This window comes from Psychrobacter sp. 2Y5, from assembly GCF_051847375.1.
Classification (GTDB): domain Bacteria; phylum Pseudomonadota; class Gammaproteobacteria; order Pseudomonadales; family Moraxellaceae; genus Psychrobacter.
Genome location: NZ_JBPYDA010000003.1, coordinates 217,834 through 244,525, shown reverse-complemented (window position 1 = coordinate 244,525; position 26,692 = coordinate 217,834). Strand labels below are relative to the sequence as shown.

Sequence of the window (26,692 nt, the reverse complement as noted above, 5' to 3'; positions counted from 1 at the left end):
TTGACGCTGTCTTACTGGCTTACAAATCCTTACTGCGATAAAGGTTTTATATATACCCTTTATGCTATAGTTGAATGAAAGAAAATTTAGAATAAAACGTATATTAAACAACTACTAATAACAGCAAATACTAGGTATAGAAATACTGTTTATAAACAGTATTGTCAGGAGTAATCATGTCAGATGCTATAACCGATAGCGCTATAGGAGCGGGTGAACCTATGGCGCAAAAGCCTATTTCGTGGTTTGTCTTTGGGCTGATGGCGAGCGTCACCTTTATCGGTATTCTCTCAGAGCTGATGCCGTCAGGTATTTTGCCGCAGATGACCGCGGGATTAGGCATCGAACAGACGCAAGTGGGTTTTTTAGTTGGTATCTATGCGCTTGCCTCAGCGATATTTGCTATCCCGCTTATCAGTGCCACCTTATGGGTCAATAGAAAAATCCTGTTGATGGTTCTACTGGCAGGTTTTGCAGTTTCCAATATCGTCGTTGGGCTAACGTCCTCTTATTATCTTATCGTTGTCATGCGGATTTTGGGCGGGATCTGCGCTGGTATCATGTGGCCGATGATTGCCGCTTACGGTACCGCGCTGGTGCCCGAAAACATGCATGGGAAAGCGATTACTATCATCATGGCGGGTAATACTTTTGGCGTCAGTTTGGGACTGCCGATTATGACCTTTATCGGTACTCATGTCGGCTGGCGCATGTCGTTCTTGGTCCTTGGTGGGTTAGGTGCCCTTATTGCCCTACTGGCGATGAAGTTTTTGCCAGCGGTAAAGGGTGAGAAGCTGACCCAAAGTAACTCGCCGCTTGCGGTGTTGAAAATCCCTGGCGTTTGGATTGTGCTAGCGCTGACCTTTTTGGCTGTCGTTGCCCATTATAGTACTTATACGTATATTACGCTTTTGGTAGAAACGATAGCCTTTACTGGCGGTATTAGCCTTGCGCTGCTGATCTTCGGTATCGGTTCGGTGATTTCAGTAATATTATCGGCTCGAATCATCGATACCCATTTGCGTGGTTTAATTGTCTCAATGTTGGGCGGCGGCCTTATAGCGATGTTGCTATTTGTCTTCTTTAGAGGCGCTAATGGTTTTGCACATATTGCTTTTTTATTGTGGGGGCTGGCGTTTGGTCCGCTAGTAACTATGTTTCAAACGGCAGTCAGTCATCAGGTTACCGAAGCTAAAGCCGTTGCTACTTCAGTACAGTCTAGTGTGTTCAACTTCTCGATTATGATTGCCACGTGGCTAGCGGGATTGATTTTAGTCAATATGCCAGAGACTGGGGTCTTCGGTATTGTCTATTTGTCTATTCTTTGTTTTATCCCTGCGATAATCATTACTTTCATATCTAAGAGAACTTTAGATGCCCCTACTGTTTAAAAGAGCTTAGTTAATGACTTGTTTAATTACTTATAAATCAATAATAGGAGTTTGTTATGATTAAATTTACTAACGCTAATATTTATCGCAATGAAGATGCCAATGAAATCCTAGTTAAAGACGGTATCATCCAGCAGATGGGTAAGAATTTGCCTAGTGCCGAGGAAGAGATTGACCTAAAAGGTCGCTTGATTGTACCGCCCTACGTCGATTCGCATCTACATCTAGACTATGTCTACACGGGCGGCGGCGATGATGCGAAGAACGCATCTGGTACCTTGTTTGAAGGTATCGCGCGTTGGCACGATGTCAAAAAAACCCAGTCTTTTGAAGATGCCAAACAGCGTATGCTAAAAGGTATTCAAGAAGAAGTCTCCAAAGGCGTGCAATATATACGGACCCATATCGATATTTGCGACCCTGACCTCACCGGACTCAAAGCCATGCTAGAGCTGCGTGAAGAACTCAAAGACAAGGTCACCATTCAGATTGTGGCGTTCCCGCAAGAAGGCATGTATGCCTATAAAGGCGCGGTTGAGCTGATGGAAGAGGCGCTGAAGATAGGCGCGGACTGTGTCGGCGGTATTCCGCATTTTGAGTGGGCATATGAGTTTGGGCAGGATTCGGTGCGTAAAACCGTCGAATTAGCGCTGAAATATGACAAGCTTATCGACGTACACTGTGATGAGACCGACGATCCCATGAGTCGTCACGTCCAGCTATTGAATGCTTTAGTGATGATAGAAGATATCGGTGCGCGTACGGCCGCGAGTCATACTTGTTCCTTTGGCTCTGCTGATGATGCTTATGCGTTTCGGATGATGGGACTGTTTGAGCAATCAGGTATGAACTTTATTGCGTTGCCTACTGAGAACGCTTATCTACAAGGTCGCCAAGATACTTATCCTAAGCGCCGTGGTCTCACGCGAGTGAAAGAATTTTGGGAAAATGGTATTAATATCTCCTTTGGCCAAGACTCTATAAACGACCCTTGGTATCCAGCGGGTAATGGTAATATGATGAATATCTTGGATAACGGTATTCATTTGGCGCAAACCATGTCACTGCCGCAGTTGGATGTCTGCTTGGACTTTATTACCTTTAATGGTGCAAAGACTTTGAACATCGAAAAGGAGTATGGTTTAGAAGTCGGCCGCGCCGCGAACTTCTTAGTGTTAGATGCTGATACACCGTTTGAGGCGGTGCGCCAACGCGCTGATGTGCTAGCCTCTGTTCGTAACGGTCAATATCTGTTCAAAAAACCCGAACCTAGTTATGAGATTGAGTTGGATATGTATCGAGCGACTAAGTAGTGATAAGCGACATGACTACATGCTGTCTTTAAACTAAAAAACGCCCCTTACCTAAATAAGGGGCGTCTTTATGATAAAGCTTTTATACTCAAATCGGTTTATTCAGCTACTGCAACTTCACCAGTAGCAGACGCAGTACCAGCAGTAGCGGTAACTTCGTTACTATTTGCATCCCAGATTTTTGGATATTTATAACCAGGGAAGGTGTCATGCGCGTATTTTTTGAAAGCTGCAGAGTTATAAGCGTTAGTGACATCTTTAACCCATTTCTTATCGACGTCGGCTGATTTGATCGCTGACCAATTGACATAGTTAAAGCTTGGTTCTTGGAATAAAGCTTCAGTCAATTCGATACCGGCATCGGTCGCATAGTTGCCATTGATAACCGCGAAGTCCACTTCATCACGCGCGCGTGGCAGCTGCGCCGCTTCTAATTCAATGATATCGATATCATATTTGCTATTGTCAGCGATATCTGTTTTGGCTGCGGTTAGCGGGTCGATATTATCCTTTAAAGTAATCCAGCCCAGATCATCCATCATTACTAGCGCACGAGCGAAGTTGCTCGGATCGTTTGGCGCTGAGACGCTCATGCCTTTATAAGCTTCTTGCAGATCACTCTTTTTACCTGAGTAAATCCCTAGCGGTGCAGTTGGTACCTGGAAGACTTCTACCAAATCTAAGTTGTTTTCAGTCTTAAAGGTATCGAGATAAGGCTTGTGCTGGAAGATATTGATATCTAAGTCGCCATCAGCCAAGGCTAAGTTAGGACGGACATAGTCAGTAAAGGTAATCAGCTCAACTTCATAACCTTGCTCTTCTAGCGAACCTTTGACTTGGTTGCGCACCATGTCTGCAAAGTCACCTTCGGTGGTACCGATGACAATTTTGCTGTGTTCAGGGTCGATGTCGGTTGCCGCTGCAGTCTCGTTAGTCGGTGCTTCTTTAGTCGCTTCTGGCGCTGATGAGTTATTACAGCCGACTAATACTAAGCCCGAGACACCGACAGTGGCAAGTCCAAGCGCTAATTGGCGGCTGATATCTGTTAATTTCATAAATTATCCTTAATAAAAATGCATTAGGGGTCACGGCTTAGCAATCAGCCATTAAAAAGAACGATTAGAGTCTGTTGGAGATTCACAACAAGGAAATGCTGCTAAATAACATGCGAATAAAAAGAGCACAAAAGTAACTTTAGTACCGTATAAAGTCAAGCCTTTTGCTTATGAGTAATCTGCATCAAAAGTGGAGTAATATTCATAAGCTCATATTAAGCAGTGAGAGTCGATAAGTCCATTCTATCGGTATCAGCATCAAAACCAGCGCTAACAATAGCGTCTTGACAATAAAGTCTGAGACTAACGCTTATCTAAACGTGTCGCGAGCCAGTTACCAAAAGCTTGAATGGAGATGACCATCACAGAGAGCATAATGACAATAAACACCATAACTTCAGTCTGATAACGATAGTAACCGTAACGAATAGCTAAGTCGCCCAAACCGCCACCGCCAATCATACCAGCCGCTGCCGAGTATGATAGCAGGCTGATACATAGGATAGTCACCGACAGCACTAACCCTGAGCGTGCCTCATTGAGTAGTACTTTTATGATGGTGAAGGGGCGGGCGCCCATTGATTCAGTGGCCTCAATGATACCACGCGGGACTTCGCGCAGGTTTTGTTCGACCAAGCGCGCAAAATAAAAGGAGCCGGCAATAGCAAGCACTAAGGAGGCGGCAATCGGACCGATACCTGTACCGACGATAGCTTTAGTAAAAGGACTCATCGCGATCATCAAAATCACGAAAGGAAAGGCGCGCATAAAGTTTGTGACGCCGCCAAGCACAGCGTAGAGCACTTTGTTTTGTAAAAACTGCCGGTCACTAGATAAAAATAAAAATATCCCGAATAGACCACCAATAGTTACCGCAGCGGTAGTAGAGATACCGAGCATGATAAAAGTATCGAGGGTAGCCTGCCAGATCTCTTTTTTTAGAGCCAGCAACTTATCAATCGAGGCGGATAATTCAGCACCAGTCAACATATCTATTTCTCTTGCCTTATCAGGTTATCTCTAATCTTCGTGGACTAAGCCTTGGCCTATCGGAGTGGTGGCTTGAATTAGACCATCTTGGACTTGGGCAACTTCAAGTAACTGCCCCTCGTGCAGTAGGGCGGCGCGATCACACAATCTACGAATGACGCTCATTTCATGGGTAACAATAACAATAGTCACCCCAAGCTGCTGATTGATATCACGCAGACAGGTGAGTAAGCTACGGGTAGTTGCAGGGTCGAGCGCACTGGTAGGCTCATCGGCAAGTAATACTTTGGGACTCGGGGCGATAGCGCGGGCGATACCTACGCGCTGCTTTTGACCGCCGGAGAGCTGCGCGGGGTAGTGGCTGACGCGGTCTGTGAGATCGACAATCTCTAAGCATTCCATGACGCGTTTGTGAATATCACGACTAGGGTAGCCTGATACGGTCAAATTAAACGCCACATTGTCAAAGACCGTGCGATTCGACATCAGATTGAACTGCTGAAAGATCATACCGATGTTATGACGCGCGATGCGTAAGTCGCTAGCTGTCAAGGTGGTCAAGTCCGTACCATCGATGATGACTTGCCCGTTATCGGGACGCTCTAACATATTGATTAGACGTAATAAGGTCGATTTACCCGCGCCTGAATAGCCCATGAGACCGAATATCTCACCTTGTTTGACCGTCAAAGAGGTCGGCTTAACAGCGGTAAACCAATGCGCCTTACCATCTGCTCCTTTTATGGAGCGATCGCTCATAAAGCTTTTGGTCACATCATTTAGGACGATCATGTCACTCATGGAATGCTCAAAATTTGATAGAGAATAAAGTAAATAAGGACTAGCGTTAACGATAGAATAAGGGGCGGTAATATAGCATATTATTGAGTAATATGGCACAGGCAATTGTCAATCGAGCAGTAGAAATAGAGTGAATAATTCAGATGAGCGACAAGGTCAAACAAGATAAGAATAGGTAAGCGCTGTTAAGCCCACAATAAAACGGCAGCGGTTTTGGATGTTTAAGGTAGACGAATCTCACAAACTGACATTAGATCTGCCAATCAGCGATTAGAGTTAGGTTGTACGCTTTGGCTTTCTTTATAACTATAATGCGGATCATGCTTGACCGGTATCACGACCAAGAAGCGAGTATGCCCATTAATCGTATCCGTTAGAATGTGGCCTTGATGCGCGGTGACGATTTGTGAAACTAGCGATAACCCTAAGCCTGAGCCTTTTTTCTTTTGTTGTAAGCGCACAAAGGGGCTAAAGATTTCTTCGCGCTTGTCTTCAGGGATACCCGAGCCCTCGTCAATTACTGCAAGAACAGCGTATTTAGGAGCGGGGCGCACAGGGTCGGCTTTTGCTTTTTTGAGATGCTTTTTGAATAAGCCTTCTTTCTTTGGTGCTATCGTCGTTTCGCTCTTACGCTCGTCAGCGTCTGCTTTTACGTCTGTCTTATCATTAGCCTTTTTTGCAGAGCTATCGTTAGTGACTGAATGAGTAGAGTCAGCGGTAAGCTTCATGAGATTGCTAGCAGAGAACTGCGTAGGAATAGCTTGCCAAATCTCTTTTTTAATACTATCTATCCGCTCGGCTGTGAGCATAGGGTAGCGAGTAGTATAAACGTTAGCTGTAGCAGACGAATGGGTTAGTGCTGATGTTTGTTTGAGGCTTTGCGTTAAGGGGTCTGTTGCTTCGTTAGTGGTTACATTAGTGCTTATATCAGCGACCCTATTAAGGTCTATAGACTGCTCATCATCACTGGCCGGATTAATACTGATACTCTCACCGTTACGATAAATCGGTGGCAGAGGTGCTGCCGCATTTTGTCCCTCTGCTGTATTATTAAAAGTATGGTCTTCAACAGGCGAGCTCATAAACAGATCGAGCTCATTACTTAAGGGCTGATTGTTAGTGTCTAACGTCTCATAATCCTTATACTCCAAATTATCATGATCAGCAAAGCTACTATTGAGTACTGATTGCAGCAGATAATCAGGTACATTGCCCGCTTCTTCAATCTGCTGTACGCCATACAGAAAGACAGTAACAGGAGGGACGCCGTGTAGCATCGCATTATTTAGTAGATTGCGGATCAAATGAGTCAGCATCGCCGATTGACCATCGATGATTAGGTGTTCACCAATCAAAGTGGCTTCAGAATAATGTTGGCGCTCCTGATTGATCAAGTCATACAAATCTAGACGCTCAACTTGCTGCAGCACGTGACCGGCGTCCAAGCGACTGACCAATAAGATGCTCTCAACCAAATCATTAAGGCCCGATAGGTCGCGATTGATAGCTTGCGCGCGTTTGTCAAACTTCTTTTTGGTGTCTGGAGGCATAACGTTCGCTAGCATATCCATCATTTCGATCTGCAAACGAATACGGGTAATAGGGGTGCGCAGCTCATGTGAAGCATGCGCTAATAGTAAATTATTGGCATCGATAAGATGCTCAATCTTTTGCGCCGCCTGATTGAAGCCATGAGCCAGAGAAGCAATCTCATCATTGCCGCGAGCATTGACCCGTACGCTAAAGTCGCCGTCACCCAACTGAATCATTTGCTGACTTAACTGATTGATTCGCCAAGTCATTGTCCGGGCAATCCACCAAAGAACACCAGCCATAATCAAAAGTAGTAGCAGCGTTCCTGTAAAGAGATTAAGGACGGCGGAGAGTACTGGTTTTTTTGGCGGTAAACGAGACTCATATAATAAGGTATAGCCTGTACTGCTGTAGACTTGCGCTTGCTGATTAGGCGGAGTATCAGAAAAGGAGGGGAAAACGCGAGTCATCAAAGAGGGCTCGTCAGGCAGTAGTAACGGCAAATCGCTATTGTCGGTCTGCATCAGCAGATGACCTTCGTTGTCATATAAGCCCATCTTCGCCTGTAAGGACTCATCAAAGATATCGAAGCTTTTTTTGACGACCGCTAGCATAAAGCGAGCTTGCAGACGATTATCCTTACTGACAGCGATGTTTAAATCATTTAAAAAAGGATCTATCTGCCCCAGGATTTGCGTCGCTAAAACTTCTGAGCGGATACCCGCATCTTTATCGTGTACCAGCTGCGTCAAAAGCACCATAGCGACTGCAAACAAGATAAGTGCCAGCATAACACTGGCAAATAACTTGGCAAAAACAGAACGAAAACCGAGCTGCTGCATCAAAGAGTCTCTACTATCAGGCGCATATGTGTCATAGACGTATAGGCATTAGCATACTAGATACTAGTATATTAAGCACTATCATACCTGATCAGTGGCAAATTGATAGCCAACGCCGCGCACAGTAATAATGCGTTTGGGCTGGCGTGGATTGTCTTCGATCAAAGCTCGCAGGCGCGAGATATGCACATCGATGGCACGATCAATATTATCTGAGCTATCATCGTTAGGCATCGCTTGCCAGAGCTGCTCACGATTTAATACCTTGCCTGAATGAGTGGCAAAATAATGCAATAATTGGAACTGATGTGTTGTCAAGCGTACTGGCTGGTCGTCGATAGTGACTTCATGACTATCGGGAAAGACGCTCAAACGGCCAAAGGTCAAACTATCTGATTGGCTATCTGCTTGGTTTGGTTGCTCATGGCGACGAATCACTGCGCGAATACGAGCTAATAGCTCACGGGGTTCGAACGGCTTAGCAATATAATCATCCGCGCCCATCTCTAGCCCTAACACGCGGTCGGTCGTATCACCTTTTGCAGTCAGCATAATAATAGGTACCTTATTGGTCATACTATTATTACCGCGAATCTTCTGACAGACTTGCATACCATCCATGTCCGGTAGCATAAGATCAAGCACGACCAGATCAATGTCGCGCTCTTTGGTGTCTAAAATATCTAAGCCTTCTTGACCAAGACCAGCATGATGAACGTCATAATAGTTCATCGTTAAATAGTCGCTGATAAGTTCAGCCAAATCTGGATCATCTTCTATTAATAAAATCTGTTTACTCATGGTTCATCTCCTAAAAATACTTCCGGTGATAGATAGTTGCCATCATCTTAATAAGTACTATTTTATAAGGGCTACGTCATTATTATTTATATTGAGCTTTTCGATATCTTTTTTTAGTGCCTTTTAAAGTGAGCGCTATTTTGAGATAAGTTACTTTGCGCTTAATCTTTTGTGCTCAATCTTTGTATTTAGTCATCAGTTTGCCAAAAAAGCACCTAAGCAAACAAGACGCGCTTTGTTAATATTTCTACACAATGTAACTGTCTATTTAGGAATTTAGACGCTATTTAAGACCGTAGTAGAACTAAAGTAACAAAGTATTAAACCTACATAAACGAAGCTGCGTTAAAAAAGATAGCGCAGGACAATTATGCTGTAGTTACACGTTAAGAGATAACTACTTTTTTACCTGCTGACTCAACGGGTAAATCAGCCAAGCAGATCAGACTGTCGTTATTGACTCCAGCAATCAGGTATTGCTCTGTATCTGGGTTATATTCGATGATCTCGATAGGTTGGCGAGTCAAGCGCTGATCTTGTTTGATAATCCAAACGTTTGCGGTAAGCGGCACTAACGGCTGATAAGGAGGGCGTTTTAAAGCGCTCAGATCAGCATCATGTATGGCGAGCTCAGGCACAATAGTACCTACCGCTATTTGACCATAATTAACGCGACCTGTAGCAATCGTACCTACTTTAAGACTACCTTCGCGGCTGGCATCGTTCTTTAATACTTGCACATGAACTTTTAGTTGGTTCGGGTTATCGCCAACGCTAAGCTTGCTGATTTGGCCGGTAGCTTTTTTGGCATTATTGTCAGTACTGAAGTTGACGGTCTGACCGACAGAAAGCTGCGGTTCAGCCTGAATAGGTAGGGTTGCAATGAACTGCAAATGAGTATCATCCGCTAAAAATAAAAGCGCCGTACCGGCTGCAAGCTTATCGCCACTAGCCACAGGCAGCTTATTCACTCGTCCAGAAAAACTGGCCCGAACAATAATAGTGGTGTCTGGCGCTTTTGTCTGGGTCTGTGTGTCTAGTTGTGATTCTGATTGTGTTTTTAGGGCGGATTGTGGGTTGGTCTGCTTAGCGGCTTGCTCAATACTCTGTGCCTGCTGGTTGTCAGCGCTATCGCTACTTGCGGTCTCGCGGCTCGTATTGTCATTTATATTTTCATTGGCACTGTCGTTTATATTATTACTTGCAATATCATCAGCTTGCTTCTCAGCTTTTTTATTATGTGACAATGACTCTGCACCATTAGCAGTTTTATCTTCATTGCTAGCCTGCGCTTCTAAGATGAACAATGGCGAACCTTCTTCTACCCACTGCCCTTGTTGAACCAGCACTTTTTGTACGGTGACTGCTTTGGCAGTGACAAATTGCGACTGCCTGATAGGTTCTATCTCACCTTGTAGGCCGAGACTTGGCTGATAGCGTGAAGATTTGAGGTTTAAGATGCTATCAGAGGATAACGTAACGGTATCGTCGCTGATGATGAAAGATAAATCTGCGTCCTTAGTCACCGTCTCACCTTGCGCTATCGCAGATTGACTCGTATCTTCAGGTGGTTGGCATGCTGTCAGTAACAATACACCGATGAATAAAGCAGTATTTTTGTTATAAAAAAAACGTATCATATCAGTCACCGTGGACAGCAAATAGCTAAGTTAGAAGGAATATATAACCATATTTTAGGGTAAAGTGTCTAAAAAGTGACTTGAGCGGTTTTATTAATTGCAAATCAATCTTGTATTGTTAATACTTTGTTTAGTATATTATTAAAATAATTATAACTTTCGTCTTATATAGGTAACTTATCTTACACGATTATAGTAATGCTGTTAGGTTACCGTCATATTGCAATAGTTGATTTTTGGATGAATTTTAGATGTTATGCGACTGATATTGCTCTAATTATAAACAAAATAACAAAGTAGATAATAGTAGAAGCATAATAGGGCAAAATATTAGCTATTTATAGTACCTTCTATAGTACCTTAGCTATGGATAGTAAATTTAAAGTTTATAGGATAGTGAGAATGGATAGTAATTTTGAAGGGCTAACCGTCATGGTGATTGATGATTCAAAAACCATGCGCCGTACCGCAGAGACCTTATTAAAAAAAGCAGGCTGCGAGGTAATTACCGCTATTGATGGCTTTGATGCGTTAGCAAAAATTGTAGATAACAATCCGGATATTATCTTTGTCGATATTATGATGCCACGCTTAGATGGTTATCAGACTTGTGCTTTGATAAAAAATAATCCTAATTATGCCGATAAGCCTGTCATTATGCTGTCATCCAAAGATGGGTTATTTGATAAAGCTCGCGGGCGTATTGTTGGCTCTGATGAGTATTTGACGAAGCCCTTTAGTAAAGACGAGCTATTTGAGGCTATCAGTCATTATCGCTAATTGCTTTTGGGTTTTATAGATTATACTCGCTACTCGTTTTGGCATATTTTTATAACAGATCCTACGGATACTTAATACAAAGGAAACAATCATGACCACTGTTTTAGTCATTGATGACTCGCCGTCTGAGATGGCAAAATTTCGCGATATATTGGCTAAAAATAACTTTCAGGTTATAGAGGCTACCAATGGTATCGAAGGCTATCAGATGGCTACCGAGCATGTACCAGATGTGATTTTGATGGACGTAGTCATGCCTGAAATGAATGGTTTTCAAGCCACTCGTAAAATCACTCGCGATCGTACTACCAAGCACATCCCAGTGGTAATTATCAGCACCAAAAGTCAAGAAACAGACAGAGTATGGGGTAAGCGTCAAGGCGCTACTGAGTATCTGACCAAGCCTATCAACGAGCTTGAGCTTATGCGCATTATTCGTAAAGTTATGGAGTAAGTTGTGGCTTCTAGAGGGTTTATTGAGCTTTTGCGTCTGGCTGATTTGGCTAATGCGCGCAGTAGCGGTCGTCAGGGTAGAAAAGACTACGACTGGCGCGGAGTAGTCTTTGAGAGTAGTGGCCAACGTCTAGTTGCGCCTCTAGGCGAGGTGGCGGAGATACTGACTATGCCCGAGTATACGAGTATGCCGTTAGTTCAGCCTTGGCTGCTGGGTATTGCTAATGTACGTGGCCGATTGTTGCCACTGACGGATTTAGCGAAGTTCTTACAGACACCGAGCACCTCAGCCCAAGACAGCTCAAGAAAGGTATTGGTCATCGATCATCATACGGTGTTTTCAGGACTCATTGTCGACAAAGTCTTAGGCATTGAGCAGTTCACCCAAGATCAATATCGCCCTGAAGCCCTACCTAGTGATTCGGCTTTCGCGCCTTATAACCATGGTAAGTTTCACAAAGATGAAGAAGATTGGTTTGTCTTTATGCCAAGCTTACTGGCGCAAGATAAGCGCTATATAGACGCCGCTATATAAGTTCTGTCTCAAGCCTTGGCAATCAACGCTTGCGACTGTAGTTTTTTGAGTACGCTCGTTATGATAACCGCTAGATAAATAAAGCAAAGAGTAGACCCAGCACGCACAATTAATCAATTCAGTCATGATATAACTTAGACCACTGTTTGAAAGGAATAAGCACGATGAGTGATGTTATAAAAAGTCCTAGTACTGGTGCCAGTAACCAAACACCAGCTGTAAAAGATGCTGCAAGCAGGTGGAGAGTTGTATTAGCCGTTTTTGCTTTAGTGAGTGTGGCCTGTTTGATATGGCTGATCAGCTCACTTGCGTCGATCAGCCAATATGTGAACGATTTTAATCAGCTGATATCTTTGCCTGCTATTATATTTATAGTAGGGCTTATTGGGGCAGCTTACGCTTTGTCACGGCTGCTTAAAGAACGAGGTGCCAACGAGCGCTTATTGATTGAACAAGAAACGCTGCGTCGTCGTCAAGAAGCCAATATCGAATCAGAACGCTCAAGTCAAATTCAAGAAGAAAATGAGCGTAACCAGATGGCTATTTTACGCTTGCTTGATGAGCTCGCTGACTTGGCAGATGGTGACTTGACCGTAAATGCTACGGTCTCAGAGGACTTCACTGGGGCGATTGCTGATTCTGTTAACTTTGCCATCGAGCAGTTACGCGAGCTGGTACTGGTCATTAACGAGACGGCGGATAGGGTGACAAACTCTACCGAACAAACTCAGGTCAACGCCGTAGAGTTGGTGGAAGCTTCTGAAAACCAAACGCAAGAGATTGCTAGCGTCTCTAAAGCTATCAGTGAGATGACCGTCTCAATTGACCAAGTTTCTGACAACGCTACTGAGTCGGCGAATGTTGCCCAGCGCTCGGTTGCTATCGCTCATAATGGTGCAGAAGTGGTTCAGCGTTCGATAGAAGGTATGAACGTCATTCGAGATCAGATTCAAGAAACCTCTAAACGTATTAAGCGTTTAGGTGAGTCCTCGCAAGAGATTGGTGATATCGTCAGCTTGATTAATGATATTGCGGATCAAACTAACGTTTTGGCATTGAACGCCGCTATTCAGGCATCGATGGCAGGGGAGGCCGGACGAGGCTTTGCCGTCGTTGCCGATGAAGTACAGCGCCTAGCAGAGCGCTCAGCCAACGCTACTAAACAGATTAAAACCTTGGTCAATACCATTCAGGCCGATACTAGTGAGGCTGTGACATCAATGGAGTCAACGACCTCCGAGGTAGTACGCGGTGCTCGCTTAGCAAAAGATGCTGGTGAGGCACTAGAAGAAGTGCAAAAAGTATCGAATACTTTGGCTGATCTGATTGAGAGTATCTCAAATACCGCACAGCAGCAGGCCGCTTCTGCCGGTCACATTTCTAACACTATGACGATTATTCAAGGTATTACTTCACAAACCTCTTCAGGTACGATGGCAACCGCGCGCTCAGTCGGTGAGCTAAACGAGATGGCAGCCGCCTTGCAGCAATCAGTCACTGGTTTCAAAGTCTCTAATGACGACGAGCATTTTGAAGATGTCGAAGAGATTGTTTAACACCTTATTGATGTTAAATGGCACTACAAGCATTTGCTAGCTAGACCACTGCTCAGGATCAGGGATGAGTCACAATCTATCGTTATCGAGCTATGATTATAACGACTTTGGTCATTATAATCATAGTGTGATAACCAATCTTTGTGGCTTCGCCGCTGTCAGCAAGTCAATACTTGATAAGACTCGCAATATAAACGATTTGGGACCACCTTATGAAAAACCAGCCTAATGATATCGCGGCGCTAGGATCATTGCTGCCTTTGTCAAAAGAGCAATTATCACAGCTGTCTGATGGCTGGCAGAGCAGCACGGATGCTACTGCTGAGCAAATCACCCAATTTTATAAGACGATCAGCTCTTTTTTGACTGAGGCTAATGCGCCTAACTATCTCCCTAAATACTCGCCAACTGAACCTCTAAAGCCGAAACACTATCAGCAGTTGTTGACCGGATGGCGTCAGCAAGTACAGCAACTATTAAATACCAACACCAACGAGCCTGCAGCCTTAGCCGCGCTCGCAAAAGCTTGTCATTACTTATGGCAAGGTGTGGACTTGTCTCAAGAGCATCATAGTAAACAGCAGCGCTTATGGTATTTAACGGAGCTTTGGCTACATAATTTAACTAACAATCAAGCGCCCTTACCACAAGACTACGTGCCACTATTATCAGGATTAGATCAGCTGCTTGAGACGAGCTATCAGCAGACTGCCGCCCAGCAAGAGAATGCGAAAAAGAAAGGTACTAGCGCAGTAGAAAGCTTAGACAATCGCTCTTTTGATGCTTTACTCGATAAGCTATTGGTGACGGTTTATATTAATATAAGTTCTCTTGCCACACTAGATGACTCATCGCGCGCACTGATTGACAAGTTGTCCGCGCAAATGACGATGATGCATAACGCTAAGAGCGATGATGCTGATATTAGTTTTGCTAATACTGATGTTACAAATGCTAATCAGGACCGCTTCGACGACGATGATTCAGTAGCCTTGACAGCTTGGCAAACGGCAAGAGCGCAAGTGCAGCCTGATGTTTTCGATATGAATGAAGAGATCCGCCAGATCTTTATCGAGGAGGCCACAGAAAGTGTGGCGGAGTTAACGAGCTTATTACCTGTTTGGCAACAAGATATCGATGACTTGACGCCATTAACAGCGATACATTATAACTTTTACACCCTCAAAGGCTCAGGACGGATGATTGGCGCTTTTAGCATCAGTGAGACGGCGTATGCTATCGAAAATCTACTGATTCATCTACTAGACCAGTCTTTGCCAGTGAACGATGAGGTCGTCAGCTTAGTGGCGCAGGTGGTAGAGCAGCTACCGACTTTGATTGCTAACTTTAGCGCCGCTCAGCCGCCGCAATTCGATCCTGCTTTGATTATTTTGCAAAGCCATAACTTACTTGCCGGCTTGCCGTTATCTCATGGTATGGAAGCGCAAGATGAGCTTAAAGAAGCCAATGTGACAGAGTCATCTGCTCTTGAGTCAGAGCTGCAATTTCAATCACAGCAACCAGTAACCACCGAGGCTGACCAGACTGCGGCGATAGAGATACCGGCTGTGCTTCTGCCTTTTGTAGAAAAAACAAAACAGTTGCCTGCGGACGCTGATGACGCTGACCCCGATATCAAAGAGATTTTTATAGAGGAAGCCTATGAGGTCTTAGAGGAGATTGTGCCACTTTATGATAATTGGCAACTAGACGATACAAATATCGCTAGCTTAACTGATATTAGACGCGGTTTTCATACTCTAAAAGGCTCAGGTCGCATGGTAGGTGCTAACTACAGCGCTGAGCTTGCTTGGGCATTAGAGTCTATGCTTAATCGATTCTTAGATAAGAGTCTGACACCATCGAAAGATATGAAGCAGTTGGTTGCTGATGTCTTAGCTGCTTATCCTGAGATCATTAACACTTTTGCGGAAGGCAAACAGGAATATCCGGCTATGGTGCCACTATGGATCGCTGCTGCAAACGCTTATAGTCAGCAGTTGGGCGATGAGTTCAGTTATAGTGCGCTATCTTCTAAAGGAGTGTCAGCGACAAGCGCTGCAGCTATAGACAATACTGCTACTGATGAGGTCGCGGCGGTAGACGGCCCTGTTGTTATGAATGATATTGATGATAAGAATATTCAAGATAAGCTGGCTATTCATGAGGTCAGTAGCGCTGAGACGATGTTAAAAAACATCCACTCTATCAACGATATGATGACCGAAACGCCTATCGTTATAGCGGCACAAAGCAGCGAAGAGCGCGAAATATTGGATATATTTGTAGAAGAAGCTAAAGAGTTATTGCAGCAAATTGATGACTTTATCAGCACTCATCAACACCAGCCGTGCGTACAGGTAAGTGAAGAGATCGTTAGGGCTTTTCATACGCTGCGTGCCGCTTCGGGTTCTAACGCATTAGCAGCCATTAGTGACGTTAGTGCAACTATTGAAAAAAGCTTAGAGCATTTGCAGCAGCATGACACCCCGCTCAATGCTCAGCATATAGAGGCATTAGCGCAGTCGGTAGCGCTAATTAAAGGTTATCTACAGGCTTATGAGGAAAATATTCAGCAGCATTCTTCGGCAGCGACTAGCCAAAGTAAGCAAGATGTAGAGTCTCTACAAGCGATGCTAGATATCTCAGAAGAGCCAAGCACACAAACCGATAACGAGTTGAGCATAGAGCAGCTACTAGCACTAGATATTGATACTTTGTTAGATGCGGAATGGCAATTAGAAGAGGCATTCACTGAGCTTAGCATAGAACCGCTTAAGGCTTATATCGAGCAAATAGCACAGCAGATTGCACGCTTAGCAAACCGTACCTCGGAGTCGCCAAAATTTACAGCGATACTAACCGCGCTAGCCGCCAGTTATAGCTATCTTACTAGCTCACCCCAAGCGAGTAATGATACCCATATTCAAGCTGCATTATTAGCCGCTCATACTCATTTAGTGGCTTTATTTGATTCGCTTGCGGGCCGTATGTCGTTTAAGGTGAATCACTCAATACTCGATGACTTACAAGCTGCTATCAGTGGTCATCGTCAGCATCATGCCGGTGATATCGCCGCTACTAGCGAGAATTTTACTGATAATAAAGCGCGGTTATCAGCAGCAAGTGAGACTTTGGATGTACAACCTGTCGTCGAAAGCATCTCGGTGGAAGAGTTACAATTAGAGGCAGTCAATACCGACGTCGAACTATTGGAAATCTTTTTAGAAGAGGCGCAGGAGCTTGATAGCGCTATTGCCCAAACCTTTAATCAATGGCGTCAAGACGTCACTGATATTAGCACGCTAAAAGTACTGCAGCGTCATTTGCACACCATAAAAGGCGGCGCACGGATGGCGGGTATCCGTAGTATTGGCGATCTGACGCACGCTGCTGAAAGTATCTATGAAGCATTTATCACTGATAAAGTAGCAGCGACGCTACAATGGGTCAATGTCATGCAAATGATACAAGATACCCTGTCATTGCAGCTCGAATACGTCGCGCGTTATCAGCAGTCATTTTGGACTCGTGAGCTCATCGAGCAGCTAAATGAGTTTGAGCAACATAGCGTGCTACCGCAAACAGTTACTCTAAAACTACCGATTCTCAAGAATCCTGCGCAGACGACAACGCCTGACAGTGAGGAACAGGTAGATCCAACCACCGCCGCTGAGTCTATCAGCTTAGAGTCGTTAATAGTCAAGTCTTGGTCAAAGGGCTTACCTGATGCTGATATTTTGGAGGTTTTCTTAGAAGAGGCAGAAGAGCTGGTCGAAAACAGTCAAAAATATCTGCAATTATTCTTAAATAACACTAGTGATGTGGCAGCCGTACAGACCCTACAGCGAGACTTGCACACCATCAAAGGTGGCGCGCGTATGGTAGCGGCCAATGGTATCGCTGATCTTGCGCATCAGATGGAAAGCGTCTATGAGTCTTTAGCGATTGGGCGTCGTCCAGCGACCAAGGTTATCTCTGAGCTGTTGATTAGCTGTCATGATTGGCTAAAAGATGCGGTATTTATCCTCAAACATCACGTCAATCCTCCTATGCCAACGGCGCTGATTGACGCGTTACAAGACTTTAGTAAAGACACACTGTCCTCTAGGCATATACCCGCCGAGTCGTTACAGACAGAAATTAGCGCGATATTAGCCGTGCAAGCCAAGCAGCGAGAGGTACGCGGCGACATAGATATCAGTCAGATGCCTGCTATGTCCGGTAGCTTTGCTGAGCCTGAGCGTAGTATGGATAGTAGTGATGAGATGATCCGTATCTCTGGTAGTCTAGTTGAGCATATGATTAACCTATCAGGGGAGTCTGCCATCAACCGCGCACGTATCGATATGGGTATGAGCAGCCTGACTGGAAGTATCGGCGAGATGAGCGCTACGGTCCAGCGTTTAGCTGATCAGCTGCGCCGTATGGAGATTGAGCTTGAGGCACAGATCTTATCGCAAATTGATGAAGAGTTAATCCAGTCTGAGGATTTTGACCCACTCGAGATGGATCAGTACTCCTCACTCAATCAGTTATCAAAATCATTGTCAGAGTCCGCTTCAGATTTAATCGATATTAATAATACATTGCTCGAAAAAACCCGAGATAACGAAAACTTGCTGCTGCAATTATCTCGTACCCAAACTGAGCTGCAAGATAGTCTTATGAACTCGCGAATGGTGCCGTTCCTACGCTTAAAACCACGCTTAGATTTAATTGTAAGGCAAACTGCAAATGAGCTGAATAAGTCGGTAGACCTATCGATTATTACTGCGGATGATGAGCTAGATAGAACCATCTTAGAACGTATTACCTCGCCTTTAGAGCACATGCTACGTAACGCGGTGGATCATGGCATTGAGAGCCCACAAGAGCGCTTAGCGACAGGTAAAGATCGTAGCGGTCATATTACCCTAGAGGTATTACGTGAAGGTAGCGAGGTGGTTATTCATCTCACCGATGATGGCCGCGGTATCGACGTTAATGAGGTTCGCGAAAAAGCAGTCTTAGAGGGTTTAATCAACCCAAGCGAGTATCAATATACTGATCTAGAGATTATGCAGTACGTCTTCAATGCTGGGGTAACGACCTCAAAACAAGTCACTCAAATCTCTGGACGCGGGGTCGGCATGGATGTAGTCGCCAGCGAAATTCGCCAGTTAGGCGGAGCCGTCTCTGTTAGCTCCAAGACCGGCGCGGGCACACGCTTCACTATGCGCATACCATTGACGGTAGCGGTCTCTGATGCCTTAGTCGTCCGAGCAGCGGATCGCTACTATGCTATCCCGCTGATTCAAATCGAGAGGGTAGTCCGGGTTAATCCAGAAGTGCTATACGACTATTATCACTCCGCTAAAGACACCATGCAGATTGAAGATAAAGACTACCGTGTTCGCTATCTCAATGAGCTAATATCAGGTAGTCAGTTCAATGAGCTGATGATGAACACTAACACTAGCTTACCGGTGATCATCGTAAAAAATAGCTCAGGTCAGAATTTAGCGTTACAAGTTGATCAGATTGCCGGCTCCCGTATCGAGGTGGTGGTTAAACCTATGGGTCAACAGCTGTCGCACTTAGCAGGAATCTCAGCCGCTACTATTATGGGTAATGGCTCAGTTATGCTGATATTAGATATTATTGCATTGTTACGTCAATCGAATATTAAAACAGTGACGACAACTAAAGCTGCTAAGCCAAAGGCTGATCTCGAGGCGGCAGAGCGCAAAGCGACTGTCTTAGTAGTCGATGACTCTGTAACGGTACGTAAGGTGACTTCTCGATTCTTAGAGCGCCAAGGTTTAAGCGCTGTAGTCGCCAAAGACGGGGTCGATGCTATGGAGATTCTGCAACAGTCTACGCCTGATCTGATATTGCTCGATATCGAGATGCCGCGCATGGATGGCTTTGAGGTGGCGACTCAAGTCCGCAATAATCAGCGTTTGCAGCAGATTCCTATTATCATGATTACCTCGCGTACTGGTGACAAGCATCGCACGCGAGCGTTCGAGACTGGCGTTAATGACTATATGGGTAAGCCTTTCCAAGAAAGCGAGCTGCTAGAAAAAATTCAGACATTGCTAAATATAAAAATCGATGACAAGCAACAGGTATAAGGCTTATATCTACAGCTTTAACGACTGATAATTAGCGATAATAACTGAAGAAAACCAGAGCCTTTGTTAAGCCTCCAAAGGCTTAATTTGACGCTTATTAAGTAACCTATCTACTGTGAGTGATGTATGAGTCAGATAAAGAAACATTCCTTCGAAGCGGTTAGTCTATTGACTGCCGCTAACGGTATGCTTGAAGCTACTATTATCCCGGCGATGAATCAACCAGACTGGATCGTACCAAGCTCACTGATACTAGATAGCGTAGATTATAATGAGGATCATAGTGATGCAGCTCAGAGCAGCAGCGAGGAGTCTGTTGAGACTTATGCTTGGCAGCAGCAGTCAGTTGCGGTATTTCATTTGCTCGCTAAAGATCAAGTGCCAGATAAGGTGGTTATATTGGAAGGTAATACGGCACAGGAGCGTTTAGCTTTATACACCAAAGGTGAGCTACGCCGTATTGAAGTCAGTATCTCCGAGGTTCAAGATAGCGAGTTACCCACAGAGTATGCAGAAGATAGCGTCATGGATAAAAGCGCAGAAGCAAAAGATGGGGAGGTAAGTGAAGAATCAATCACCTCTTATTTGTTTCAAGCGATTGTCATTGAAGAGACGGCCTATATCGTACCAGATCTAGACAAAATCGCGCATCAGCTTGTCACTGTCAGCCAGTAAGTCTTTTAAAAGTATCGTCTATTTTATTTAATCTATGTAGAGTGATGACAGTAACAACGCTAACAGAGAACCGAAAGGATGATAAGTCTGGAATTAATAAACTTAAAAATTGATAAAAACAGCGCTAACAATAAAGCCCTAAATACTTGTATTTAGGGCTTTATTGTTAGCGCTGTTATCGCTATTTACAGAATGCTTAGAGTAAGTCAGCTAACAAGATCAGCGCTTGTGTTCAGGCAAATTAATATTCATCTCTAAGACATCAAGGCTGTCTTCAGAGCGGTGATTGATATTGACATCATCTATCTGAACGCCATTGACGTATTTATTGACCACTTCTAGTATTTCACGTTTCATTTTTTCGATACGGTCTGTAGTCAACCGACTATTTAAGCGGTTTTCACTAGCAACGATTACTTTTAATCGTTCGGTGGCCATATTAGCACTGCCGGCATTGCGGTTGTCTTCTGTGCCAAATAAACTGCTCCAAAATCCTTTCTTTTTACTCATCCTTAACCCCCAAACCAGCGCTGTAATAAACTCTTCTTCTTCACATCAATATGACGTAGTGGTCGCTCTTCTCCTAAGAAGCGCGCAACAATATCGTCATAACATTGACCTGCTACCGAATCGGTGTAGTGAATGACCGGCTCGCCGTGGTTAGAAGCTTCAAGTACAGAATGACTCTCAGGAATAACGCCAAGTAAAGGCACTTTTAGAATGTCGTTTGAGATAGTATCAATGTCCATCATTTCATTGGCCGCCGCACGTTCAGCGTTATAGCGACTGATGATAAGATGCTCGCGCACTGTTCCTTGATTCTCTTCAACTTTCTTAGTGCGACTTTGCAATATACCGATGATGCGATCAGAGTCGCGTACTGATGAGATCTCAGGATTAGTGACGATGATGGCTTCATCGGCATAGTACATGGCTAACTGTGCTCCGCGCTCGATACCGGCGGGAGAGTCACAGATAATATAATCAAATTGTTTAGACAGCTCAGCCATCACCTCAGCGACGCCTTCATCAGTAAGCGCATCTTTGTCACGAGTTTGACTGGCAGGCAATATATATAAATTTTCAAGCTGCTTATCTTTGACCAAAGCTTGTGATAAGCGGGCGTTACCGTTAATGACATCAACGAAGTCATAAACGATGCGGTTTTCACAGCCCATGATTAAGTCTAAGTTGCGCAGGCCGACATCAAAATCAATGACCACTGTCTTATAGCCACGTAATGCTAAACCGGCGGAAAAAGAGGCGCTAGTCGTGGTTTTGCCGACACCGCCTTTGCCTGAAGTGATTACAACAATCTTTGCCACAGTGGCACACTCCTATGAATGAATGAAAGCTAGAGTCCACTCTAGACCCTAATAAAACAGCTATTGAATAAATTTTAACTCGCCACGCGCTTACAGTTATTGGAACCACTAATAATGTTTGAAACTTAAGATTTATTTACAGTCTGCGCTCGTAACCCTAACATAAATCGATAGAGAGTTACAGTTGCTACCGTTATTATCCTTTAAGCTATATTAATTCAATGTTTATAAATAGTATATAAAAACAACTAACTATAATGGCGGATTAATAAGGTTATGATAGCGCAATTTTGTTACTGTAAATTACCGTTATATTTCTTATGAGTCAATACTCTCTTCTAAACACTTACTGACAGTAGGAATTAGGCACCATCCATAACCGTAAATACTAAGCCTTCACCTTCTACAAAACGCACCTGCACTGATTTGTCGATGATATCTTGTGGTAGGTTGTCACGTAAACAATAAGTGCCGGCGACCGAGACTAACGATGGGTTAAATACTTGGCAGAATATACGAGCGTCTTTGTCGCCTGTTGCCCCAGCGACCAGGCGCCCTTGGGCACGGCCATACACGTGTAAGCTATTATCAGTGATAGCTTCAGCGCCACTGTTGATACTATTTGTCAAGATTAAGTCGCCACCAACGTGATTTAGGCTCTGACCTGAGCGTAGCATTTGATCATAAATCATACTGGTGATATGTTCAGTAGGCAGCCAAGATTCGGAGTCTGTCGCTGTTATAGAGTAACTAGCTTGAGGGTCAGGTGTTACCGAATCTGCATCATTGCTAGTGCTATTATTAGAATTATCAGTAGCTTCAACACTGCTGTCGGCTACTGGCTGCGTGACGGGCTTTTTAACAGGTAAAATCCGTTCAATACGCTTACCGTCAGCAGGAAATATGGCCAGACGCTGCGCGCGCGCTTGCTCTTCGAGTATGCCAGTGACTACGCCGATAGGCTGTAGCCCCCATGACCACAGAAACTCAACCAAAGCAGGCAAGTCTTGTTCGACACTACTATCGATAATCACGGGTATATTACTAGTCTTATTACTAAGCGTAGTAGCCAGTTGTGCGTCAATCAGGCTCAAGTCGTTAGTGTGTAGTTGTAAGCGCGAAAACGTCAGCATTTTGCCATACAAAGTCATAGCAGGAGCAGCCGTTTGACTATCAGTATCCGTCATGGTCATTATATAAATCCTTAAAAGACTAAGCTTAAAACACTACAGGGTAAGAGTAACAGAGTAAAATGACGTTTTTGATAATTGTCAGACATTTACTATTATTAAGCTGACAGTGTACTAAGGGTAGCTAGAGATTAACAAGCCTTTACGTATAAAAATTAGCAGGTTCAACAGATTCGATTATTCTTGCTATAAAAGCGCCCACTTCTGCATTTTTATAAAAGTATCAATCAAGAAACTACTAATAAAAAACAGCATTAATAAAAAAAGTACCCATCAAAACCTCAGCATATCCTGATGTTTCCATTGCTGTACTTTTACTTGTGCTTCAAAGGCGACTAAGCTGTCACTGATAATTTTTGCTATCAGGGTGTTTAGAGCGGGATGGTCAATATCAAGCTGTGCCACTCCTTTGGCAATAGCAACCATGAGAGGATCTAGGTTTTTATCAGCAAGCAGACGCGCATTGAGTGAAGCGGCTGTATTGACGCCAATATTGTGCCCGATACTTTGCAGCTGCGACTCGATAAGACTGCCAGCGATAGGAATTAAACGTAGCAAACGATGCAGCTCAGGAGTATTGGCGATGCCGTCTTGGATAGCATTACCGACCTCTTTGGCTATAATATCCTCACCAGTGGATTGGTTATTAATTTTGCGTAGCTGTGGTACCAGCTCAGAGCGCAGCAAATCTAGTAGTACCGCTTCGATATCATCGCGATTGCTGCCTAGGCTTGATTCGATAAGTGATTTTTGGGTAGTCGGGTTAGTGAGCTGTTGCCGATAGTTGTCAATAGCGGTCAGTATCACCCGATCTGACAACTCTTCTAATACTAAGTCGATATAAAACTTAATTCGATTCAACCAAGGCTGAGGCAATACTTGATAGCCAAGCTGATAGAGACGACGACCGATAATCACGACTCGAAACAAACGCAGCGCCCGCAATTGCGGGAAACAACCAAGCACTTCATACCAGTGAACAAAGGGGAAGAAAAACCAACGATAATAGATCTTTTCTTTGATAGCAATAGCCCAGCGCACTAGCAGCTCAAAAATCAAAAACAGCGTAAAAAATCCACCCAAAGTACGTAGTGGGTCGTGCAGCACTTCTTTATACCAGCTCAGCGCTTCCGTTAGTGACAGCCATCCTGCAACATTACTACTAAAACTACTCATCAAGATAGCATCGAGACTAATCAAAAACAGATCGATACTGATAACGATAATCATGATGATATCGTAAGTTAGCTTGAAGCGATTGGGCTTGGGACGATCTGGGGATAGCTTTGGGTCTATAGTTGGCTTTTCAGCGCTATGAAGTGCGGACACAGTTATCCCTTTTTGTTAAGTAGTGAGTGCATAAAATCTGCGATGGTTAAGACTTAGTATTGCCTTATAAAATCTAATCAAAGCAAGTTATGGATTAAGAGTTTAGCGTAGTTTGCGCCGCAGACACAAAATCATTTTCAGGGTTTTTTTCAAAATCGGCGAGCATATCAGTAATTCGCTGATCTTTTTGCTGCCAAGCCTGCTCAACCCAAGCAAAAAACTGCTCTTTTACCGCGGTGTTGGTTTGATAATCCTCGCTTTGCATATCGCTCAGTAGCTGTTTGGGTATGTCGATATAGCGCACATCGACTCCTAACCGCTTGATATTTCCTTTCCATAAATCACTATAAGTCGGTATGCCATCGGGATAAACAATGGTCATATCCAATATCCCATCAATCTCATCTCCTAAAGCATTGATAGCAAGTGATAGCCCTCCTGCACGCGGCTTGAGCAAATGCGTATAAGGAGCGTTTTGGGCATCGCGCTTCGCTAGAGTAAAGCGAGTGCCTTCTATGTAGTTGAGTAGGGTGAAGGGTTTGTTTTTTAGCAAAGCGCAAGCGCGTTTGGCCTCCTCAATGTCTTTACCTTTAAGTGCTGGGTTTTTGGCAATCGCCTCTTTAGAGTGCCGGCGCATCATAGGAAAGTCCAAAAAATAAAAGGCCTGACCGATAACTGGGATATAAATAAGTTCAAACTTGGTAAAAAAGCGCGTCAGTGGCAAACGGTTTTCACTAATATACTGCACAATGCTGGTATCGACCCACGACTGATGGTTACTAATCAGCAGATACTTACCCTCAGGGCTGACATCCTTAGGCAGGCTGATACGCCAATCTTTTTTAGGTAGGATATTATCTATCAGCGCGTTGTTACTATGGATCCAGCGATTGGTCACATTAATGACTGTCTTATCAGCTATCTTTGAGCCGGTAATGACTTTGGCGACCCCCATAAACCATACTGGTAAGCCTGCTGCCATACTAGTGCTAGTAATCACGCCAGTAGCAGTGGTCAAAGAAATCGCTTTACCAAGCTTTGGCGTGCGCTGATGGAGCTTTTGCATTAGTGTTGCTAATTTCATAAAGTATCCTTACTGCTCTTAAGTAGCGCCTACTCAGTGACGATGATTAAAAAATAGCATCGATTCTAGCAGTTTTTTCGCTGAGTGTACGAGTGTAAACGTAAATAATAATACAAAAACTGTCGGCACATTGACTCAATTACTACTATCGGTAACTATGCCAATAGTCGAGAAGTCATTAAGTTTGTATTATTTTATTGACTCTACGCGATGAATCTAGGTTTGTTCAGTAATAAGTGGAATCAATCAAAGACAATTCATGCAGTTCTTGTACAGAGGTATGACAAAATATTACACATAGAGAGCTCCGCCTGGTCATAATAGTATCGATTGTTATTGATAACTAGTAAGCTATTTTTTGTAATTGCTATGGTTTTTGCTTAAGGATAAGGTAAAAATATAATTAACTAGGAATATAGCTTTCAGAAAAGTTTAGCTGTTTGAACTAGCTTTTTAATCACTAGTTATCAGAATAAAATAGCAACGTTTTCAAGTGCTACTATATATTATATTATAACTATTCATTTAATTTGAGAGGAAACAATTATGCGTAACCAACTTATGATTGCAGCAGTAGCTTCAGGTCTAGCCTTAAGTGGTTGTACTACTGATCCAAATACTGGGCAACAGCGTTTGAATAAAACCGCTCTAGGTACTCTAGCCGGTGCAGCAGGCGGTGCGGTAGTTTCTAAAGCGACAGGCGGCGACAAAACAGGTCGTGACGCGGCTATCGGTGCAGCTTTAGGTGCAGGCGTGGGCTATTACATGGAACGTCAAGCCAAGCAGCTTGAGCAGCAAATGGCAGGGACTGGCGTGACTGTTGAGCAAAATCCAACGACAGGTAATATTGATTTAGTCATGCCAGGTAACATTACTTTTGGATTTGATGATGCGACTCTAAGCCCTTCATTCAAGCCTACGCTTGATAAACTTGCATCTACTATGAATCAATATAACCAAACTACTGTAAACATCGCAGGTCATACAGATAGTCGCGGTGCTGCTTCTTACAACATGGGTCTGTCAAAAGATCGCGCGTATTCAGTAGCGAACTATTTAAGCGCTCGTGGCGTATCTTCTAGCCGTATCAATGTAGTAGCTTATGGCGAATCGCGTCCAATCGCTAATAACAACACTGATTATGGCCGTCAGCAAAACCGCCGTGTTGAGTTAACTATTAACTCTCCACAGAGCATTAACTAAGCCATAAACTAAAGCTATAGCTAATATCATGGCTAGCGTATACAGTTAAAATCATTATTTAAAAGTCAGCTCACGCT

Annotated in this window: 20 protein-coding genes and 1 pseudogene; 10 read left to right on the top strand and 11 right to left on the bottom strand. The window is 43.9% G+C overall.

The features are described 5' to 3' along the window. The first annotated feature begins 176 nt into the window (after positions 1–176). Positions 177–1,391, top strand: a complete 1,215-nt coding sequence (locus ACS8E3_RS04710) for an MFS transporter (protein WP_439241748.1) — start codon at positions 177–179, stop codon at positions 1,389–1,391. A gap of 56 nt (positions 1,392–1,447) precedes the next feature. After that, entirely contained in the window at positions 1,448–2,704 is a 1,257-nt protein-coding gene (locus tag ACS8E3_RS04705; RefSeq protein ID WP_439241746.1) for an amidohydrolase family protein, read from the top strand. Positions 2,705–2,802: 98 nt separating this feature from the next. Here ACS8E3_RS04705 and ACS8E3_RS04700 read toward each other — a convergent pair whose 3' ends face one another. The 6 genes from ACS8E3_RS04700 to ACS8E3_RS04675 form a co-directional block, all read right to left on the bottom strand. Beyond that, positions 2,803–3,759, bottom strand: coding sequence for a MetQ/NlpA family ABC transporter substrate-binding protein (locus tag ACS8E3_RS04700; RefSeq protein WP_439241743.1), 957 nt, complete (start codon positions 3,757–3,759; stop codon positions 2,803–2,805). Positions 3,760–4,062: 303 nt separating this feature from the next. Then, on the bottom strand, positions 4,063–4,749 hold the full coding sequence (locus tag ACS8E3_RS04695; RefSeq protein ID WP_439241741.1) for a methionine ABC transporter permease: 687 nt from the start codon (positions 4,747–4,749) through the stop codon (positions 4,063–4,065). 30 nt (positions 4,750–4,779) lie between these two features. Continuing rightward, a complete protein-coding gene (locus ACS8E3_RS04690; RefSeq protein WP_439241739.1) occupies positions 4,780–5,550 on the bottom strand; it encodes a methionine ABC transporter ATP-binding protein in 771 nt (256 codons plus the stop codon). A gap of 263 nt (positions 5,551–5,813) precedes the next feature. After that, positions 5,814–7,925, bottom strand: a complete 2,112-nt coding sequence (locus ACS8E3_RS04685; RefSeq protein WP_439241737.1) for a sensor histidine kinase — start codon at positions 7,923–7,925, stop codon at positions 5,814–5,816. An 81-nt stretch (positions 7,926–8,006) separates the two neighbouring features. Then, positions 8,007–8,726, bottom strand: coding sequence for a response regulator transcription factor (locus ACS8E3_RS04680; protein ID WP_439241735.1), 720 nt, complete (start codon positions 8,724–8,726; stop codon positions 8,007–8,009). Between the two features lie 386 nt (positions 8,727–9,112). Then, the gene (locus ACS8E3_RS04675) at positions 9,113–10,366 is read right to left on the bottom strand and encodes an efflux RND transporter periplasmic adaptor subunit (RefSeq protein ID WP_439241733.1); all 1,254 of its coding nucleotides are present in this window, start codon (positions 10,364–10,366) and stop codon (positions 9,113–9,115) included. 402 nt (positions 10,367–10,768) lie between these two features. Between ACS8E3_RS04675 and pilG the strand changes: the two genes are divergently transcribed. From pilG to ACS8E3_RS04640, 7 genes and pseudogenes are all read left to right on the top strand, one after another. Then, the gene (pilG, locus tag ACS8E3_RS04670) at positions 10,769–11,146 is read left to right on the top strand and encodes a twitching motility response regulator PilG (RefSeq protein WP_025644776.1); all 378 of its coding nucleotides are present in this window, start codon (positions 10,769–10,771) and stop codon (positions 11,144–11,146) included. A gap of 91 nt (positions 11,147–11,237) precedes the next feature. Further along, positions 11,238–11,600: a response regulator gene (locus ACS8E3_RS04665; protein WP_025644774.1), complete on the top strand. Its 363-nt coding sequence runs from the start codon at positions 11,238–11,240 to the stop codon at positions 11,598–11,600. Between the two features lie 3 nt (positions 11,601–11,603). Next, the gene (locus ACS8E3_RS04660) at positions 11,604–12,134 is read left to right on the top strand and encodes a chemotaxis protein CheW (RefSeq protein ID WP_439241730.1); all 531 of its coding nucleotides are present in this window, start codon (positions 11,604–11,606) and stop codon (positions 12,132–12,134) included. A gap of 506 nt (positions 12,135–12,640) precedes the next feature. Continuing rightward, positions 12,641–13,690 (top strand): annotated as a pseudogene (locus ACS8E3_RS04655) (methyl-accepting chemotaxis protein); the annotation flags it as partial. Positions 13,691–13,754: 64 nt separating this feature from the next. After that, a complete protein-coding gene (locus tag ACS8E3_RS04650; protein WP_439241728.1) occupies positions 13,755–13,919 on the top strand; it encodes a hypothetical protein in 165 nt (54 codons plus the stop codon). Beyond that, the gene (locus tag ACS8E3_RS04645) at positions 13,903–19,809 is read left to right on the top strand and encodes an Hpt domain-containing protein (RefSeq protein ID WP_439241726.1); all 5,907 of its coding nucleotides are present in this window, start codon (positions 13,903–13,905) and stop codon (positions 19,807–19,809) included. The genes ACS8E3_RS04650 and ACS8E3_RS04645 overlap by 17 nt, the downstream gene beginning before the upstream one ends. Positions 19,810–19,935: 126 nt before the next feature. Further along, on the top strand, positions 19,936–20,484 hold the full coding sequence (locus ACS8E3_RS04640; RefSeq protein ID WP_439241724.1) for a hypothetical protein: 549 nt from the start codon (positions 19,936–19,938) through the stop codon (positions 20,482–20,484). Positions 20,485–20,703: 219 nt separating this feature from the next. Here the strand turns inward: ACS8E3_RS04640 and minE are convergent, their stop codons facing one another. The 5 genes from minE to ACS8E3_RS04615 all read right to left on the bottom strand — a co-directional run bounded on the left by minE (position 20,704) and on the right by ACS8E3_RS04615 (position 25,412). Continuing rightward, a complete protein-coding gene (minE, locus tag ACS8E3_RS04635; RefSeq protein WP_439241722.1) occupies positions 20,704–20,994 on the bottom strand; it encodes a cell division topological specificity factor MinE in 291 nt (96 codons plus the stop codon). A 2-nt stretch (positions 20,995–20,996) separates the two neighbouring features. Continuing rightward, positions 20,997–21,809 carry a septum site-determining protein MinD gene (minD, locus tag ACS8E3_RS04630; RefSeq protein WP_439241720.1) on the bottom strand — a complete coding sequence of 271 codons (813 nt, stop codon included), beginning with the start codon at positions 21,807–21,809 and terminating at the stop codon, positions 20,997–20,999. Between the two features lie 362 nt (positions 21,810–22,171). Then, complete coding sequence (minC, locus tag ACS8E3_RS04625; RefSeq protein WP_439241718.1) at positions 22,172–23,002, bottom strand: septum site-determining protein MinC; 831 nt, start codon at positions 23,000–23,002, stop codon at positions 22,172–22,174. Between the two features lie 270 nt (positions 23,003–23,272). Further along, complete coding sequence (locus ACS8E3_RS04620) at positions 23,273–24,328, bottom strand: hypothetical protein (RefSeq protein ID WP_439241716.1); 1,056 nt, start codon at positions 24,326–24,328, stop codon at positions 23,273–23,275. A 94-nt stretch (positions 24,329–24,422) separates the two neighbouring features. Continuing rightward, a complete protein-coding gene (locus ACS8E3_RS04615) occupies positions 24,423–25,412 on the bottom strand; it encodes an acyltransferase (protein ID WP_439241714.1) in 990 nt (329 codons plus the stop codon). Between the two features lie 546 nt (positions 25,413–25,958). Between ACS8E3_RS04615 and ACS8E3_RS04610 the strand changes: the two genes are divergently transcribed. After that, on the top strand, positions 25,959–26,615 hold the full coding sequence (locus ACS8E3_RS04610; protein ID WP_439241712.1) for an OmpA family protein: 657 nt from the start codon (positions 25,959–25,961) through the stop codon (positions 26,613–26,615). The last annotated feature ends 77 nt before the right edge of the window (positions 26,616–26,692 follow it).

What these genes read in the sequence shown, in the direction of transcription:
- ACS8E3_RS04665 (WP_025644774.1), top strand. Translation starts at nt 11,238, where the DNA reads ATGACCACTGTTTTAGTCATTGATGACTCGCCGTCTGAGATGGCAAAA.
- ACS8E3_RS04610 (WP_439241712.1), top strand. Translation starts at nt 25,959, where the DNA reads ATGCGTAACCAACTTATGATTGCAGCAGTAGCTTCAGGTCTAGCCTTA.
- ACS8E3_RS04650 (WP_439241728.1), top strand. Translation starts at nt 13,755, where the DNA reads ATGAGTCACAATCTATCGTTATCGAGCTATGATTATAACGACTTTGGT.
- ACS8E3_RS04675 (WP_439241733.1), bottom strand. Translation starts at nt 10,366, where the DNA reads ATGATACGTTTTTTTTATAACAAAAATACTGCTTTATTCATCGGTGTA.
- ACS8E3_RS04615 (WP_439241714.1), bottom strand. Translation starts at nt 25,412, where the DNA reads ATGAAATTAGCAACACTAATGCAAAAGCTCCATCAGCGCACGCCAAAG.
- ACS8E3_RS04685 (WP_439241737.1), bottom strand. Translation starts at nt 7,925, where the DNA reads ATGCAGCAGCTCGGTTTTCGTTCTGTTTTTGCCAAGTTATTTGCCAGT.
- minC (WP_439241718.1), bottom strand. Translation starts at nt 23,002, where the DNA reads ATGACCATGACGGATACTGATAGTCAAACGGCTGCTCCTGCTATGACT.
- ACS8E3_RS04695 (WP_439241741.1), bottom strand. Translation starts at nt 4,749, where the DNA reads ATGTTGACTGGTGCTGAATTATCCGCCTCGATTGATAAGTTGCTGGCT.
- ACS8E3_RS04680 (WP_439241735.1), bottom strand. Translation starts at nt 8,726, where the DNA reads ATGAGTAAACAGATTTTATTAATAGAAGATGATCCAGATTTGGCTGAA.
- pilG (WP_025644776.1), top strand. Translation starts at nt 10,769, where the DNA reads ATGGATAGTAATTTTGAAGGGCTAACCGTCATGGTGATTGATGATTCA.
- ACS8E3_RS04705 (WP_439241746.1), top strand. Translation starts at nt 1,448, where the DNA reads ATGATTAAATTTACTAACGCTAATATTTATCGCAATGAAGATGCCAAT.
- minE (WP_439241722.1), bottom strand. Translation starts at nt 20,994, where the DNA reads ATGAGTAAAAAGAAAGGATTTTGGAGCAGTTTATTTGGCACAGAAGAC.
- ACS8E3_RS04690 (WP_439241739.1), bottom strand. Translation starts at nt 5,550, where the DNA reads ATGAGTGACATGATCGTCCTAAATGATGTGACCAAAAGCTTTATGAGC.
- ACS8E3_RS04700 (WP_439241743.1), bottom strand. Translation starts at nt 3,759, where the DNA reads ATGAAATTAACAGATATCAGCCGCCAATTAGCGCTTGGACTTGCCACT.
- ACS8E3_RS04645 (WP_439241726.1), top strand. Translation starts at nt 13,903, where the DNA reads ATGAAAAACCAGCCTAATGATATCGCGGCGCTAGGATCATTGCTGCCT.
- ACS8E3_RS04640 (WP_439241724.1), top strand. Translation starts at nt 19,936, where the DNA reads ATGAGTCAGATAAAGAAACATTCCTTCGAAGCGGTTAGTCTATTGACT.
- ACS8E3_RS04710 (WP_439241748.1), top strand. Translation starts at nt 177, where the DNA reads ATGTCAGATGCTATAACCGATAGCGCTATAGGAGCGGGTGAACCTATG.